Genomic DNA, 15,982 nt, shown 5'->3' on the forward strand with positions numbered 1-15,982 from the left:
GTGTGCACCAGGATCACCGGGCTGGTGTGGCCGTGGCCGAGATAGCCGACGGTGGCGGCGTCGACGAGGTCGGCGAGCCGGTCGCGGGCGTCGTCCGGGTCGGCCGGAGCGCGCAGCGCCATCAGCGACTTCGGCCACGCGGGCAGCGACGCGAGCTGGGCGAACCGGCTGGCGACATTGCCCTGCTGGTTGCCGATCCTGGGCAGCGCGTCGAACGCCGCGCCGGCGTCCAGCGAGCCCGCCGGTGCCTCGACGCCGGGCACGTAGCGGGCGCGGGCCGCCCAGAACGCGAGGCCGTGCGCGAGCTCGACGACGGTGTCCGGGTCGTCGCCGCCCGCCAGCAGCGCGCGCACGGCGTGGCTGGTGCGGATGACGCCGTGCGTGGTGCCGGCGGCGATGGCCGGCAGCAGCCGCGGCCACCACTGGGCGAGCACGTCGCGCCACGGTCGCTCGGCGGTCTGCCGGGTGAGGTAGGCGGTCCAGTCCGCGACCCGGTCACCGTCGCCCATCGCCTCGCGCCAGGTGTCGTCGGTGATCGGGTCGGTGGCGGCGGGCAGGTCGTCCAGGCGCGGCAGGTAGGCGTCGACCCACGGGTGCACGTCGGCCTCGCGGCCGCGCCGCACGAGGACCTCGACGGTCATCGGGCCGTGGTTGGTCAGCGAGTTGTCGTCCCACTCCGGCCCGGCGTGGTGGAGCCGCTGGTACGCCTCGGCCAGGATGCCACTGCTCATGCCAGGAATGTACGCCCCGATCGGCCCAGCGTAAGGGGAGTTGCCGCGGGCGCAGGTACGGTGTCGCATGTGGACTTCCACGTGCGCCTGGCCGGGCGCGGTGACCTGTCCGCGCGGATCTACGGGCAGCCGGGGCTCGCCCGCTGCCGGCGGTGAGATCCGCTGCTGGCGGTGAGATACGGTCGCGGAACACCCGGACGAGGGAGATGACGCGGCCCCGATGAGCACGCCGAGCAGCGACACCACCGAGAAGGAGCTGGACGCGGTGCTGGAGGCCGCGGCGGCCGCGCAGACGGGGCTGGCCGCGCTGCCCACCACCGCGAGAGCCGAGATGCTGCGCCGGATCGCCGACGCGCTCGACGGCGCCGCCGGTGACCTCGTGCCGCTCGCCAACGAGGAGACCGGGCTGCCGGTCCAGCCGCGGCTGGTCGGTGAGCTGGGCCGGACGACCTTCCAGCTGCGGCTGCTCGCCGACGCCGTCGAGGAGGGCAGCTACCTCGAGGCCACGCTGGACTCCCCGGACCCGTCGTGGCCGGCAGGCGGTCGGCCGGACATGCGGCGGATGCTGTTGCCGATCGGGCCGGTGGTCGTGTTCGCGGCGAGCAACTTCCCGTTCGCGTTCAGCGTGGCGGGCGGCGACACGGCGGCGGCGCTGGCGGTCGGCTGCCCGGTGGTGGTGAAGACGAACCCCGGCCACCCACTGGTCTCCGCGCTGACCGGCGCGGTGGTGAGCGCGGCGCTCGCCGCGGCCGGCCTGCCCGACGGCGCCATCGCGCTGGTCGACGGCGAGGAGGCGGGCCGCGCGGTCGTCCAGGACCCGCGGATCAAGGCGGGCGCGTTCACCGGGTCGGCGGCCGGCGGGCGGGCGCTGTTCGACCTCGCGAACGCGCGGCCGGACCCCATCCCCTTCTACGCGGAGATGGGCAGCGTGAACCCGGTGTTCGTCACCGAGCCGGCGGCCCGCGACCGCGGGAAGGACATCGCGGACGGCTACCTCGCCTCGTTCACCCTCGGCATGGGCCAGTTCTGCACCAAGCCCGGCCTCTTCTTCGTGCCGGCCGCCGCCGCACAGTCCATTGAGGACCGTCTGGTGGCCGGGCTCGCCGACCGGCCGGCCGCGCGGCTGCTGAACGAGCGGATCGCCGAGGGCTACACGCGCACGCTGGCCGGCCTGGCCGGCCACCCGGCGGTCCGGGTGCTGCACGCGGGTAGGGACAGTGCGGCCGGGCCGGCGCCGACGCTGCTGGGCACGTCCGCGGCGGAGCTGCTGGCCCACCACGCGGAGCTGGCGGTGGAGGTCTTCGGCCCCACGTCGATCGTGGTGCGGTACTCCTCCGACGACGAGCTGCTGGCCTGCGCCCGCTCGTTCACGGGCGAGCTGACCGCGACCATCCAGGGCGACGGCGAGGAGGAGGTCGCCGACCTCCTGCTCGCCGAGCTGACCGACCGGGCCGGCCGGGTGCTGTGGAACGGCTGGCCCACCGGGGTCGCGGTGACCTACGCGATGCACCACGGCGGCCCGTACCCGGCGACGACCTCGTCCCTGCACACGTCGGTGGGCGCGACGTCGCTGCGCCGGTTCCTGCGTCCCGTCGCCTACCAGAACATGCCGCAGCACCTGCTGCCGAAGGCACTGCGGGACGGCAACCCGCTCGGCATCCCCCGTCGCGTGGACGGCATGCCGCACCCTCGCTAGCGACCGGCCGCGTATCCCTGCTGGCCGCGCGGGTTGGCCGCCGCGCGCAGGATGCCCGTCGCCGCGTCGCGGGAGGCCGCGGACAGCCGGCCCAGCGACCACGGCTCGACCACCGTCACGTCGTGGCCGCGGCGGCGCAGCTCCGCGAGCACCGCGTCGTCGACCCTGGACTCGACGACGAGCTCGGTGCCCGTGGCCCGCGGGTAGAACGAGGACGGGAACGCCGTGGTGTGCCAGCTCGGCGCGTCGATCGCCTCCTGCAGGTTCATCCCGTGCCCGGCGTGGTTGAGGAAGAAGCCCAGCTGCCACTGGTCCTGCTGGTCCCCGCCGGGCGTGCCGAACGACAGGACCGCGCCGTCGCGCACGGCGAGCGAGGGCGACAGCGTGGTGCGCGGCCGCTTGCCCGGCGCGAGCGAGTTCGGCAGGCCCTCCTCGAGCCAGAACATCTGCGCGCGCGTCCCGAGGCAGAACCCGAGCGGCTCGACCGTCGGCGAGCTCTGCAGCCAGCCGCCGGACGGGGTGGCGGACACGACGTTGCCCCACCGGTCGACGACGTCGAGGTGGCAGGTGTCGCCGCGGGTCGTGCCGAGCGGGGACAGCGTGGGCTCGCCGATGCCGAGGCCCGTGGCCGCCACGTGCGTGCCCTCGGTGACGAACCTCGGCAGCCGGCCGGACCCCGGGCGCAGCGGCGGGGCCGCGGTCTCGCCGACCAGCGCCGCCCGCTGGGCCGCGTAGCCGGGGGAGAGCAGGTGGTCGAGCGGGACGGCCGGGTCGTCGCCGTAGTTGGCCTCGCGGTCGGCGAAGGACAGCTTCGCGACCTCGACCACCCGGTGGATCAGCTCGGCGCTGCCCGGCGGGGGCAGCTCGCCCATCGCCGTCATCGTCGCGAGCTGCTGGAGCAGCACCGGGCCCTGGCTCCACGGGCCCGCCTTGCAGACCCGCCAGCCGTACGCCTCGACGCTCGCCGGTGCCTCGTAGCCGGGGCGCCACGCGGCGAGGTCGGCGCCGGTGAGCAGGCCCGTGTGCGGCGTGCCGGAGTCGTCGGGGAGCTCGGTGCGGCAGAACGCGTCGAGCTCCTCGGCGACGAAGCCCTCGTACCAGGCCCGGAGGGCCGCGTCGAGCTGGGCCTCGCGGTCGGCGCCCGCGGCCTCGGCCTCGTCGACGAGCCTGCGGTAGGTCCGCGCCAGCGCGGGGTTGCGGACCAGCTCACCCGGCCGGGCCGTGGGCAGCCAGCGGCGGCCGGAGGTGGGCCAGTGGGTGCGGAAGAGCTCCTCGACGGTCTCGATGGTGGCGACCACGGCCTCGGCGACGGGGTGCCCGTGCTCGGCGTAGCCGATGGCGTACCCGAGGACCTCGCGCAGCGGCTTGCTGCCGTGGTCGCGCAGCAGGGTGAGCCACGCGCCGACCGCGCCGGGCACGGTGGCTGCCAGCAGCCCGGTGCCGGGGACGAGGTCGAGGCCTTCGTCCCGGAACCGCGCGATGGTGGCCGCCGCCGGGGCGACGCCTTGTCCACACAGGACTCGCGGGGTGGGGTCGGCGGCCGTGGCGAAGATGGCCGGCACCTCGCCGCCCGGGCCGTTCATGTGCGGCTCGGTGACGTGCAGGGTGAACCCGACGGCCGCGGCGGCGTCGAACGCGTTGCCGCCGCTCTCGAGCACCGCCATCCCGGCCGCCGACGCGAGCCAGTGCGTCGAGGCCACCATGCCGAACGTGCCGGCCAGCTCAGGGCGCGTGGTGAACATCTGGCCACGCTAGCGCCCGGAACCCGTCCCGCGGCAAGGCCTACTTGGTCACGCCGGCGGGCGGACCTCCAGCCGGATCCGCTTGTTGCCCTTCCCCTTGGACTCGGTGCCGGTGACCGCGACCGACCCGACCTCGACGGTGCTGAGCACGTGGGTGCCGCCGTCGGCCTGCTTGTCCAGGCCCACGATGTCGATCACCCGCAGCGGGTCGATCTCGGCCGGGATCAGGTTGGCCGAGGTGCGGATCAGCGCCGGGTCGGCGTCCGCGGCCGCGCGGCCGAGGAAGGTGACGACCACCTCGCGGGCGGCGGCGATCTCCTCGTTGATCCGGCTCTCGACGCGCTGGCCCAGCTCGGTCGACATGCTCTCGAGCGGGAAGTCCAGCCGGCCCTTGCCGGGATCCATGTTGCCGCCGGTGACCGCGACCCGGAACTCGGACCAGATGACCCCGCAGAGGATGTGCAGCGCGGTGTGCGTGCGCATCAGCAGGTGCCGCCGGTCCCAGTCGAGCTCGCCGAACACCTCGCTGCCGCGGTCGGGCACCTCGGGCGCGTCGAGCCAGTGCCAGATGAGGCCGCCCTCGCGGCGCACCCTGGTGACCGGTGCGGCGCCCGCGCCCCAGCTGAGCGTGCCCAGGTCGGCCGGCTGCCCGCCGCCGCCCGGGTAGAACGCGGTCCGCGCCAGCGCGACCCGGGCTTGCTCGCGGTCGACCTCGAGCACCTGGCTGTCGAACGAGCGGCGGTAGGCGTCGGTGGCGAACAGCTCGGTGTCGGCCAGCCCTGGGGGCGGCGGTGCCTCGTTGCCCGGAACGGCCATGAGTGCCTCCTGCGGTGTGTCCCGGTATCGTGCGCCCCGCGCTCCGGCGCGTAGTTACCCCCCTCGGGTATGCTGGATGGTCGGGCACGGGAAACGGCGGAAAGGGAGCGCGGGATGCGGGGCTACACCAGCGACAAGGACGGCTATCTCAAGCGCCTCCGCCGCATCGAGGGCCAGATCCGCGGGCTGCAGCGGATGGTCGAGAACGACGAGTACTGCATCGACGTGCTCACCCAGATCTCGGCGGCCACCAAGGCGTTGCAGGCCGTCTCGCTCGGCCTGATGGACGAGCACCTGCGGCACTGCGTGGCCCAGGCCCTGGCCGACGGCGGCAAGGACGCCGAGGAGAAGGTCCGCGAGGCCAGCGACGCGATCGCCCGCCTGGTCCGTTCCTGATCCGCCCGCCGGTGGTCAGGTCGCGGCGCCGGTCCGGACCACGACGGTGAGGTAGAAGTCGTCGAGCCGCCGGACCACGTCGACCAGGCGGTCGAAGTCCACCGGCTTGGTCACGTAGGCGCTCGCGGCCAGCGTGAAGCTCCGCATGATGTCCGACTCGGCGTCGGAGGTCGTGAGCACCACGACCGGGATGTCCCGCAGGTCGGGGTCCGCGGCCAGCTCGGCCAGCACCGCCCGCCCGTCGAGCCGGGGCAGGTCCAGGTCCAGCAGGATCAGGCCCGGTCGCGGCGCGTCCTCGTACGGCGGCTGCCGGCGCACGAAGCGCAGCGCGGCCACCCCGTCGCTCACGACGTGCAGCTGGTTGCCGATCTTGTAGTAGTCGAACGTGTCCCTGGTGAACCACACGTCGCCGGCATCGTCCTCGACCAGGAGGATGTCCACCGCACTGACCATGCGCCCACTGTCCACGTCAGCCCGCCGGGCCGCAACAGGCGCGCCGCGGGTCGCGGTTGGGTGCCGCGGGTCGTTGCTGGTAGGAGGAACGGGTGCACATCGAAGGACCGGTCGACCCCGATGTCGACCTCCACGACCGGGAGCAGCGCCGGGAGCTGTCCCGGCATCCGGCCGCCGTGCTGGGCGCGATCTCGGCGGGTGGCGTCGTGGGCGCGCTGTCCCGGTACGGGCTGAGCGAGCTGTTGGCGCACAAGCCGGGAGAGTGGCCGTGGGCCACCTGGCTCACCAACGTCAGCGGCTGCCTGCTGATCGGCGTCCTGATGGTGCTGATCAGCGAGGTGTGGCCGGCGCACCCGCTGCTGCGCCCGTTCCTCGGCGTCGGGGTGCTGGGCGGCTACACGACGTTCTCGACCGCGCTGGTCGACGTGCAGCAGCTGGTGCGGGCCGGCGCGCCCGGCCTGGGGCTGCTCTACCTCGGCGGCACGGCGCTCGCCGCGCTGGCCGCGGTCGCGGTGGGCTGGGCCTTCGCCCGGGTCGTCGTCCGGCGGGCCCGGCAGGCGGTCGCGCGGTGACCGTCGTGCTCGTCGCCGCCGGCGCCGCGGTCGGCGCGCCCCTGCGCTACCTGCTCGACCGCGCGGTGCAGACCCGGCACGACTCGGTGTTCCCGTGGGGCACGCTGACCGTCAACGTCCTCGGCTGCCTCGTCCTCGGCCTCCTCGTCGGGCTGCCCGTCGGGCCCGCCCTGTCGGCACTGCTCGGCGTCGGCCTCTGCGGCGCGCTCACCACGTACTCGACGTTCAGCTACGAGACCCTGCGGCTGCTGCAGAGCCGGGCGTGGCTGCTGGCCGGCCTCAACGTCGTCGTCAGCCTGGTGGCCGGGCTCGGCGCGGCCTACGTCGGCCTGGTCCTCGCCGAGGCGATGTAAGGCGGTCAGGCAATCGTGCCGGACGTGCCCAGCCAGCGCTCGCGCCACGCCAGCCGCAGCCGGATCGTGCTCAGCGGCAGGTGGTCGGTGACCAGCTGGGCCACCGCCTCCCGCTGGGCCCACGGGCACAGCTCGCTCAGCAGCGCGGGGATGCTGCCGCGGGTGAGGCCCTCCGCGAGCGACACGGTGATCTTCGCCCGGCCGGTGACCCGGCCGTTGGGCAGGACACGTGCCCGGTAGTAGTCGATGCGGGCGTCGAGCACGCGGTCCGTCGCCTCGCGCAGCTGGCTGACCACCAGCTGCGCGACATCCGGGGGCGAGGAGACGAGCGGCATGCCCCACGACAGCCACACCGGGTGGTCGCTCGTGCTCGCCGACTCCTTGATCCGCGGCCGCATCGGGCCCGTGCGCAGCACCCGGTAGTCGGTCGCGGCCGAGGACGCGATCCGGCTCTTCGCGCGGACGGCCTGGCGGCGGGTGAGGCCGCACTCGCTCGCGGTCTGACCCAGACCGTCCGCGATCGACAGGCAGGTGCTCGACAGCCGGGACCGGCCCACCCGGGCCGGCGCGAGCGGCACCATGATGTTGATGAACGCGATCTCCTGCATCGACGCCTCGGACACCGCCAGCACGCCGACGTTGCGGGCCAGCAGGTCGCCCACGATGGCCGCCGACGAGCCGACCCGCGCCGGCCCGACGAACGTCAGCAGCTGCACCGTCGTCGGCACCGAGTCCGGTGCCCAGTCGAACAGCTCCGCCTTCTTCCTGGCGTAGAGCTTCTCGTCCGGCGCCAGCACCGACCACCACTCGCCCCGCACCCGGCCGAACCGGCGGTCCGCCACCTGCAGGCCGAACCCGTGCTCGGTCGCGAGCGCGGCCAGCTCGCACATCAGCGTGATCCGCTTGCGCCGGTTGCTGTGCTCGAGCCCGACCAGCATTCGCAGCGCCATCCCGTTGGCCACCCGCGGTGCCTCGCCGGAACCGTCGACCCGGAACTGCCGCGGCGGGTCGCGGAACGGCGCCACCGGCGACTGCAGGAACAGCACGGGCGCGCCGTCGTCCGCGGCGGCCGCGGCCACCAGGCCCTGGTAGGCCAGGGTGATCATCATCGAGTCCGCGTACGTCGGCCGCCACGGGTCGTTGCCCAGCGTCAGCAGGACCTCGACGCTGTGCGCCGCGTCGTAGAGGAAGTCCGGGTTGATCACCACGCTGCCGTTGAAGAGCTTGCGGGACAACCCTTCCCCGGCCTCGTCGTGCGGGCTCACCGCGATCCGGCTCGTCGACACCCCGTCGTGCTGCTTGCCCGGCGTGTCCGGCGCCCACGTGTGCACCTGGAAGCCGACGCCGGCGAGGTGGAACGCGAGCGTGTCGGCGGCCACCCGGTCCGGCGCGGTGGGCGGCGTGACATCGGCGGGCGGCGCCGCGGAGAACCCGTCGGTGCCGAAGTGCGTGACGTCGAACAGCACCGCCGGGCTGCCCGCGCCGGCCGCCCTGGCCGCGACCGCCGCCAGCGCGGGGTGGCGCAGGGCGGGATGGCGCATGGTCGGGCTAGACAAGGTTCTCGCTCCCCACCGTGGAGAAGTCGACCGAGCACCGTTTGCGGCGCCTGCGCGGCCGCCTGCCGAGCTCGGCGATCAGCCACGCCGGGCTGATCGTGTTGACCGGCACCCGGCTCCGGCGCTTCACGGCCTTGCTCACGCTGTCCACGCCGACCAGCAGGAACAGCACGAGCAGCGCCGCCATCCCGAACACGAACGGGCCGTCGAGCCGGTCCGCCCGGCCCGAGGCCACCAGCAGCGCGAGCATGCCCGCGATGATCACCGAGCTGTAGGCCACGTACCGGGGGAACAGCCGCAGCTGGCCCAGTACGGTCTTGTTCGACGGGATGTCCAATCTGGACAGCAGCAGGCCGGGCACCAGTAGCAGCATGGTGACGACCGCGTCTGCAGTGGACATCGGGCCGTCGCCCGCGGTGGCCGGGCGGAACCGGGCGCCGAGGTCGCTGAGCAGCGGCACGTTCCTGAAGAAGCTCGGCTCCAGCACGATCCCGAAGCCGAGCACCAGCAGCAGGACCGCGAGCAGCAGCTTGGACACGTCGGACGCGAGCGACGGCGGGTCGTCGCCGAGTGCGATGTAGACGGTCGAGGTCACCGGCTCGACGGACTGCGGGTCGGCGCCGAACGGGCGCCGCTGCCAGTGCGCGTGGCCGGCGTTCTCCCGCGGGTCGTTGTCGACGAGGACGTCCTTGTCCAGCTGGGACTCGATGAGCTCGTCGGCCAGCTCGTCGAGCGTGTCGCGGGTGACGAGGCCGTCGGCGAGCTTGCGGTAGTGGTCGGTCTCGTACAGGTGCGAGAACTGCGCCAGCCGGGTGGCGATCGGCCGGTCCGGCAGCAGGCACGTCTCCGGCGTGACCGGGGCGCCGGCCTCGCCGCGGGCCGGGAACCGGGGCGGCCGGCTGGAGAACGCCGCGTACCGGTCGCCGATGTAGGCGCGGAACTGCTCGAGGTCGCGGTAGCGGCGCCGGCCGAACTCGGCGAGCCGGGAGGCGATGCCCTGCATCTCCAGCTCGAGCAGCTTCGGGGTGACCGCGCGGAGCTCGTCGTAGCTCTCCGACACCGCACGCATGTCCTCGACCAGCGAGCGCAGCGCCGGCGCGTCCACGTCGCTGGTGAGGAAGAACCGGCGGACCTGGATCTCGTGCGGCACCTCCAGCGTGACGTGGTAGGAGTTGACCGCCCGCGGGATGATCGTCGAGTACCGCACGGTGAACTCCTGCTGGAACGCCGCCCACCGGCCGATCGTGTCCCGGGCGCGCAGGTCGCGGGCCCGGGCGGGGATCACGGGCGCGTCGTAGCGGAGGAACGCCTGCGCCTTGCGCGTGGGCACCTCCACCACCAGCAGGTACTCCGAGGACGCCACGTCCAGCAGCCGCAGGAACGGGCTGTCCGGCGGGAACAGCTCCTCGATGGCCCGGGCCGCCTTCTCCCGGATGCTGTCCGAGTCGGTGGCCCGGGACCCGTCGGCGTGCGCCATGACCGGGCCCGTGTCCTGCCAGCCGCTCATGATCATGTTGGCGATCGTGGCCTCGATGAGCCAGCGGGACCGGTTGAGGTTGTGCCGGATGCCGTGCAGCAGCTCGTCGGGATCCTCGGTGCGCCGGTCGGAGGTGAGGAACATGCGGAACGCCTTGCACATGCCGTGGATCAGCGCGTGCGCGGTCTCGACCTCGGTGGTCCGCGGCACCACGTTGCCGGCCGCGTCGTGCACGATGACCGGCGCCCCGCTCGACCGCGACTGGCGCGACACGGGCAGCCACACCGCGGTGGGCCGCCCGCCGGAGCTGCTCGGGTCCGACCGCAGGGCCCACTTCTGCTCGGCGGTGAGCACGTTCATGTTGACGTCGATGCTCACCGAGCGGGCCATGTGGGTGGAGTCGGCGAGCGTCAGCGCCTCGGTCATCCGGTCGATGTGCCCCAGCCGCAGGGCGAGGTCCAGCAGGTTCAGCCCGAGCGCCTCCTGGTAGCCGTCGTGCGGTGACGGCGCGGTGGGGATGGGGGTCTGGCGCAGTGCGGCGAGGAACCGCTGGAGAAGATCGCTGTCTTTCGCGCTGAGGCGGGACCTGCTCGGCACTGCGCTCCCTCGGCTGACCGTGCGGCGGACGTCACCGACTGTTGTCGCTGTCCATTGTTAGCCGAGATCGACCCGGTCTGGCCAGCGATTCGCCGCTATTGGAACGTCAACCCGCCAAGATCACGGACGACGCCGGTCAGCGTGCGCACCGGACCGGTCCTCCACCTCCTGCACCGTCGCGGGCAGGCGCACCGGCCGCGTCGGTGAAGGTGTTGATCTGGGGCCCGGTGACCTGGCGCCAGCACGGTGTCATCCCGGGGCTCCATACGTTTCTCGCAGTTGGCTCTTCAGCAGCTTTCCCGACGCGGTACGGGGAAGCGCGTCCGCGAAGACGACCGACTTCGGGATCTTGTATTTCGCGATCCGGGCGGTCAGGGAGTCGAGGATGTCCGACGGCGTCGTGGGGCTCCTCAGGACGACGACCGCTCGGCCCACCTCGCCCCATTTCTCGTCGGGTACGCCGATCACCGCACAGTCCGCCACGGCCGGGTGCTGGTGCAAGGCGTCCTCGACCTCCGCGGGATAGATGTTCTCGCCGCCGGAGATGATCACGTCCTTGATGCGGTCGCGGATGTACAGGTATCCGTCGTCATCGGCGACCGCCACGTCGCCCGTGTGTAGCCATCCGTCGCTCGACAGTACTGCCGCGGTCTCCGCCGGCTTGTTCCAGTAGCCGCTCATCACGTTCGGGCCGTGCAGGATCACCTCGCCCGGTTCGCCCGGCTGAACGTCGGCGCCCGACGGGTCGACGATCCGCACGTCCGTGAAGAAGCAGGGCGTCCCGGCTGAGCCGACCTTCTCCCTGCTCTCCGCGGCACGCAAGAACAACGCGCTCGGTGACGACTCGGTGAGCCCGTAGCCCTGCAGGAAGATGAGCCCGCGCTCCTGGTAGGTGGTGATCACCTTCTCGGGAACGGGTGCGCCGCCGCAGATCATCGTGCGGACCGACGACAGGTCCGCCGCCGCCCAGCCGGGTGCGGCGGCGACGGCCTGGAACATCGCGGGGACGCCGAACAGGTACGTGACGCGATGGCGCGCGATCAGCTCCAGCGTGCGGGACGGGTCGAACGCCGACATCAGGACCACCGTGCCGCCCTTCAGCAACGTCGGCAGCACGGTCTGGTTCAGCGCCGCCACATGGAACATCGGCGCGTTCACCAGGGTGACCTCGTCGCCCGCGAGGTCCACGTCGATCAGCAGGTTCAGGCTGTTCCAGTGGATGTTGGCGTGCGTCAGCGCGGCGCCCTTGGGGCGGCCGGTCGTGCCGGACGTGTACATGATCATCGCGAGGTCGTCCGGGTCCACCGGGTCGTCCCGAGGGTCGGTGGGGGCGTCGGCCAGCAGGCGCTCGTAAGCATCGAGGGGCAGCACGTCCACCAGGTCGCGCAGCTCGGCCGCGTGCTCGTCGTGCGTCGGGGCGTGGATGAGGACCGTCGCGCCGCTGTCGCGCAGGATGTAGGCCAGTTCGGGTGGGGTGAGCCGGGTGTTGAGCGGCACGAAGATCGCGCCCGCCATGCCGGTGCCGAACAGCGCCTCCAGGAACGTGGGGTGGTTGGGGCCCAGGTAGGCGACCCGGTCACCTCCTTCGACGCCGAGGCCGGCGAGGACGTGTGCCACCCTGGTGCTGCGCTCGTGCAGCTCCCGGTATGTCCACTCGCGACCGTCGTGGACCACGGCCACCCGGTCTGGCGACATGCGGGCCCTGCGTGCGGTCCACGAACCGATGCCCTCGTTACGCATGGTCGTCCTTGTCGTCGAGGCCCAGCAGCCGGGCGGCGTTGTCCTGCCACTTGTCCTTCAGCAGCGTATTGGTATACCGGACGAGCTGGGTGGGAAGTACTTCGGCGACCAGCCGGGCAGGTCGATGTACACCAGCGGCTTTGTGCGTGGCACCGCCAGCGCCTCGTCCTGCCACGGGACCGACGGGTGCGCGATCACGATCTTGGGATGGGAGAAGTCCACCGCCACGTCGTCGAGCGCCATCGGGTTCGCGCACTTGAGCCGGGTCCCGCCCCCGCGGGCAGGCCGGCGCCGATGCCGGTCTGTCCACTGTGGAACAACGCCACCACGCCCAACTCGGCCAGCACCTCGTACAGCCGGTACGCCATCCGGTCGTTGGGCTGGAACGAGCCCCAGTTCGCACGCGAGCATCAGCCCCGTCGGCCCCGCCCCAGCGATCACTACCTGCGTGTCGGTCACGGTCAATTCCGGTGTTCGCGTCATCGCTGGCCTGTCCATTCTGTGATCGTGTGAACTTCGTGCGCGACCAGATAGGTCAAAGGCGCCTGGCATGTGGCGTCGTGTGCGGTGCCACCCAGCCCGCGGCGAAATTCTTTGGCCTCACGCAAGGCGCATTCGAAAACCGCGGCGACCTGCTTCGCTGCGGCGTGCCGGCTCTTACCGCCGGCTGATCTGACGCGGATCCGTCACCGCGAGGAGTTTGTCCGGGTTGCGGATGGCGTAGAAATTGGTGATCTTCCCGTCGATGGTCTCGACCAGGAAGACACCTTCCAGGTGGTCGCCGCGGAAGTAGATCATCGCGGGTGTGTTGTTGCAGTTGACGAACTCGATCCGCAGGTCTGCCGTCCGCCGCTCCGGGCGGAAGAGGTCCATGACGAGCTTGGCGACTTTCTCCGCACCCACAATCGGCTGGCGCGCCGCGATGGTTTTGCCGCCGCTGTCGGCGGTCCAGGTGGCGTCCGGCGCGAGCAGCGCGAGCAACCCTCCCATGTCACCGGTGGCCGCCGCAGTCATGAACTTCTCGGTGATCCGCGCGGTCGTCACGGCGTCGGCGGGTTCGAAGCGCTTGCGCCGCGCCTGCACGTGCTCGCGGGCGCGGTGCGCCACCTGGCGCACCGTCGCCACGGATTTGTCCACCGCCGCGGCGATGTCGTGGTGATTGAAGCCGAACACCTCACGCAGCACGAACACCGCACGCTCGTCGGGGGTGAGTGTTTCCAGCAGCACGAGCATCGCCATCGACACCGACTCGGCGAGCACCACATCGGCCGACGCGTCGTGCTCGTCGAGCAGCAGCGGCTCGGGCAGCCACGGGCCGATGTAGTCCTCGCGGCGGCGTGTGCTCGCCCGCAAGGCGTTGAGCGCTTGACGGGTCACCAGCCGTGCCAGATATGACTTGGTGTCCCGCACCGTCGCCAGGTCCACGTCGGCCCACCGCAGGTAGCTGTCCTGTAGCACGTCGTCGGCTTCGGTTGCCGAGCCGAGTATCTCGTAGACGATCGTGAACAGCAGCGGCCGAAGATGCATGAACCTCTCGGCGTGTTCGTCGGTGGTCACGGGGACGTGACGTCCTGTGCGGTGGTGGCCAGCCGCTCGGGGCGCGGGCCGCCCTTGGGCCAGCCCATCGAACCCGGCTTGCGGGCCTCACGACGAATCCTTTTCGACACCACGAACCTGCAGGTCACTTCCTTGATCAACGCACCCACGCGGCCGCCGATGTAGACGTTCACCATACTGTCGTCCTTGCGGGCGAGCTGTCGCACGCCAGCGTGGCGGCCGAGGCTGACGCATGCGCCTGTGAAGGCCAGGTTGATCAACGCCGGTTGGGTGCCCGCGATGCGGCTCAGCACGGTGTCGGCGGCCTGCGCCCCGAGCGGCCCTGCGGCATAGCCGCTCATCCGCAGCGGCTGACCCGACGGTGCGACGGCATCGCCAGCCGCGACGATGCGGTCCTCATCGACGCTGGTCAGCGTTTCGTCGGTGAGCAGCCGGCCGAGATCGTCGGTGCGCAACCCGCTGGCACGGGCCAGATCGGGCACACCGAAACCGGCCGTCCAGATAGTCACTACGCTCGGACGCACCGCACCGTCGGCAAGGACGATCCCATCCGGCCGGACTTCGGTCACCTGGTTGCCCACGAGCACGGTGACACCGTGCCGGGTCATCCACTTGGCGACCGACCGGCGACCTGGCGCACTCAAATAGGGCGCCAGGGCTCGGCCACAGACCAGCGTGACCGTGCGTCCTTGCCCGGCCAGTTCCGCGGCCGTCTCGATGCCGGTCAATCCACCGCCGACCACCGTGATCGGCGCGTCGGGAGGCAACTCGTCCAGCCTGGCGCGTAGCCGCTGCGCGTCCTCGAACTCAGCGACGGGCACAGCGAATTCGGCCGCGCCAGGCACCGCTGACGGTGTCGCCGCGGTGCTGCCGACCGCGTAGATGACGTAGTCGTAGTCCAACCCGCCGCCCGAGGCCAATTCCACCGTGCGGGCGGCGGTGTCGATGCGCGTGACACTGTCGACAACCAACCGGATGCCCTCACCGAGCAGCGTGCCGTAGTCAATCGTGGCGTCGCCGCTGCGGGCCACGAACTGGTGCAGCCGGATCCGCTCGACGAACTTCGGGCGGGGATTGACCAGCGTGACGTCGACATCGGCGCGCATCCGCAGACGGTTGGCCGCAAGCGTTCCGGCGTAACCACCGCCGATGACCACGACCTTGCGATGTGTGTTGTGTTCAGACATGCCTCCCAAGACACCGCGGACCGTCGAGAACGTGACACGACGCGACATGACGCGCGTCACTCGACTCGAGGGCGCGGGAACCCGTGTTCGCGGCGGGAGCCTACGGCCGGTCCCCAGCTGTGACACAGAACGGCCGAGCACGGGTGTTCATCAGCCGGGCGCGGGTGGACCGGGACTTCGCGCGGCCGCTCGACCGGTATCTGTCCGAGAGAGCGGGTTGACCGTCTTGTTCGGCGAGCGGGAGCTTCCTCCCGAGCGGACGGTGGAGTCGGCCATCGAGGAGGCCGTGCTCCGCTCGGACCTGTTCATCGTGCTGTGGAGCCGGTCCTATGCCGCCAGCCGGTACTGCTACGACGAGATCCAGCTCGCGCTGCAGCGCCACCGTGCGGGCGCGCTCGAGCTGTGGATCATCAACGTGGACGGCTCGGACGTCGTGCCGCCGGACGCGCGGGGGTTGCCGCTGGTCGTCGCGCGGACGCCGGAGACGGTGGTGGCGGTGGTGCGGGAGCTGCTGGCCGAGACGGGGTGACCGGTCCGCCTCAGCGCGGGTGCCGCTCGGCCGCCGTATTCTCGCGGGGGACGCAGGGAGGTTGTCGTGAGTGGACAGGATGTCGGGGCGTTGGCCGAGGCACGGGACCGGCTTCGGGCGGCGCACGTGCGGCCCAAGGCCGAGCGGCCGCCGTCGAGTGCTCGCGGGCTTCATCACACGGCCCTCATCAGCAGTGACGTCGAGCGGACCATCCGGTTCTACCAGGACCTGCTGGAGTTCCCGCTCACCGAGCTGATCGAGAACCGGGACTACCCGGGCTCGTCGCACTTCTTCTTCGATATCGGGAACGGGAACCTGCTCGCGTTCTTCGACTTCCCGGGCCTCGACGTCGGGCCCTACGCGGAGGTCCTCGGCGGCCTCCACCACGTGGCGATCTCCGTGGCGCCGGACCGCTGGGCGGCGTTGAAGGCCAAGCTGGCCGACGCCGGCGTCCCGCACGAGGTGCACAGTGAGGTCTCGGTCTACTTCCAGGACCCGGACGGCGCGCGGATCGAGCTGATCGCCGACGAGCTCGGCGAGATGTACGGCAACGTGGTCCGCTGAGCGTGGCTGCCCACTC

Annotated in this window: 14 protein-coding genes and 2 pseudogenes; 6 read left to right on the forward strand and 10 right to left on the reverse strand. The window is 71.9% G+C overall.

Annotation, left to right across the window (positions count from 1 at the left end; genetic code table 11):
- Positions 1 to 731 (reverse strand): annotated as a pseudogene (locus VGD70_RS34880) (hypothetical protein); the annotation flags it as partial.
- Positions 732 to 951: 220 nt separating this feature from the next.
- On the opposite strand from VGD70_RS34880, the gene VGD70_RS34885 reads away from it, so the two are divergent.
- Positions 952 to 2,427: an aldehyde dehydrogenase (NADP(+)) gene (locus tag VGD70_RS34885; RefSeq protein ID WP_331089079.1), complete on the forward strand. Its 1,476-nt coding sequence runs from the start codon at positions 952 to 954 to the stop codon at positions 2,425 to 2,427.
- Here VGD70_RS34885 and VGD70_RS34890 read toward each other — a convergent pair.
- Together VGD70_RS34890 and VGD70_RS34895 are read right to left on the reverse strand one after the other, a co-directional pair.
- Positions 2,424 to 4,169, reverse strand: a complete 1,746-nt coding sequence (locus VGD70_RS34890) for a gamma-glutamyltransferase family protein (protein WP_331089081.1) — start codon at positions 4,167 to 4,169, stop codon at positions 2,424 to 2,426. The genes VGD70_RS34885 and VGD70_RS34890 overlap by 4 nt on opposite strands.
- A gap of 48 nt (positions 4,170 to 4,217) precedes the next feature.
- Positions 4,218 to 4,985, reverse strand: coding sequence for an alanyl-tRNA editing protein (locus tag VGD70_RS34895; protein ID WP_331089083.1), 768 nt, complete (start codon positions 4,983 to 4,985; stop codon positions 4,218 to 4,220).
- Positions 4,986 to 5,099: 114 nt separating this feature from the next.
- On the opposite strand from VGD70_RS34895, the gene VGD70_RS34900 reads away from it, so the two are divergent.
- Positions 5,100 to 5,381, forward strand: coding sequence for a metal-sensitive transcriptional regulator (locus VGD70_RS34900; RefSeq protein WP_331089084.1), 282 nt, complete (start codon positions 5,100 to 5,102; stop codon positions 5,379 to 5,381).
- A 15-nt stretch (positions 5,382 to 5,396) separates the two neighbouring features.
- Here the strand turns inward: VGD70_RS34900 and VGD70_RS34905 are convergent, their stop codons facing one another.
- On the reverse strand, positions 5,397 to 5,834 hold the full coding sequence (locus tag VGD70_RS34905; protein ID WP_331089086.1) for a response regulator: 438 nt from the start codon (positions 5,832 to 5,834) through the stop codon (positions 5,397 to 5,399).
- 92 nt (positions 5,835 to 5,926) lie between these two features.
- Here VGD70_RS34905 and VGD70_RS34910 point away from each other — a divergent pair, with 92 nt between their 5' ends.
- Entirely contained in the window at positions 5,927 to 6,406 is a 480-nt protein-coding gene (locus VGD70_RS34910; RefSeq protein ID WP_331089088.1) for a CrcB family protein, read from the forward strand.
- Complete coding sequence (gene crcB / locus VGD70_RS34915) at positions 6,403 to 6,759, forward strand: fluoride efflux transporter CrcB (protein WP_331089090.1); 357 nt, start codon at positions 6,403 to 6,405, stop codon at positions 6,757 to 6,759. The genes VGD70_RS34910 and crcB overlap by 4 nt, the downstream gene beginning before the upstream one ends.
- Before the next feature lie 5 nt (positions 6,760 to 6,764).
- Here the strand turns inward: crcB and VGD70_RS34920 are convergent, their stop codons facing one another.
- The 6 genes and pseudogenes from VGD70_RS34920 to VGD70_RS34945 all read right to left on the reverse strand — a co-directional run bounded on the left by VGD70_RS34920 (position 6,765) and on the right by VGD70_RS34945 (position 14,873).
- Positions 6,765 to 8,315 (reverse strand): hypothetical protein, encoded by a 1,551-nt coding sequence (locus VGD70_RS34920; protein WP_331089092.1) that lies wholly within the window; start codon positions 8,313 to 8,315, stop codon positions 6,765 to 6,767.
- The gene (locus tag VGD70_RS34925) at positions 8,308 to 10,389 is read right to left on the reverse strand and encodes a hypothetical protein (protein WP_331089094.1); all 2,082 of its coding nucleotides are present in this window, start codon (positions 10,387 to 10,389) and stop codon (positions 8,308 to 8,310) included. Before VGD70_RS34925 ends, VGD70_RS34920 begins: the two co-directional genes overlap by 8 nt.
- Positions 10,390 to 10,638: 249 nt before the next feature.
- Positions 10,639 to 12,129, reverse strand: a complete 1,491-nt coding sequence (locus VGD70_RS34930; RefSeq protein WP_331089096.1) for a long-chain fatty acid--CoA ligase — start codon at positions 12,127 to 12,129, stop codon at positions 10,639 to 10,641.
- Positions 12,122 to 12,515: pseudogene (locus VGD70_RS34935) on the reverse strand (amidohydrolase family protein); the annotation flags it as partial. The gene VGD70_RS34930 and the pseudogene VGD70_RS34935, both read right to left, overlap by 8 nt.
- Positions 12,516 to 12,786: 271 nt before the next feature.
- The gene (gene sigJ / locus VGD70_RS34940; protein WP_331089098.1) at positions 12,787 to 13,686 is read right to left on the reverse strand and encodes an RNA polymerase sigma factor SigJ; all 900 of its coding nucleotides are present in this window, start codon (positions 13,684 to 13,686) and stop codon (positions 12,787 to 12,789) included.
- Positions 13,683 to 14,873, reverse strand: coding sequence for an NAD(P)/FAD-dependent oxidoreductase (locus tag VGD70_RS34945; protein ID WP_331089101.1), 1,191 nt, complete (start codon positions 14,871 to 14,873; stop codon positions 13,683 to 13,685). The genes sigJ and VGD70_RS34945 overlap by 4 nt, the downstream gene beginning before the upstream one ends.
- Positions 14,874 to 15,090: 217 nt before the next feature.
- On the opposite strand from VGD70_RS34945, the gene VGD70_RS34950 reads away from it, so the two are divergent.
- A complete protein-coding gene (locus VGD70_RS34950; protein WP_331089103.1) occupies positions 15,091 to 15,402 on the forward strand; it encodes a toll/interleukin-1 receptor domain-containing protein in 312 nt (103 codons plus the stop codon).
- 66 nt (positions 15,403 to 15,468) lie between these two features.
- Positions 15,469 to 15,966: a VOC family protein gene (locus VGD70_RS34955; protein WP_331089105.1), complete on the forward strand. Its 498-nt coding sequence runs from the start codon at positions 15,469 to 15,471 to the stop codon at positions 15,964 to 15,966.
- The last annotated feature ends 16 nt before the right edge of the window (positions 15,967 to 15,982 follow it).

Source organism: Actinophytocola sp. (genome assembly GCF_036402745.1).
Classification (GTDB): Bacteria; Actinomycetota; Actinomycetes; order Mycobacteriales; family Pseudonocardiaceae; genus Actinophytocola.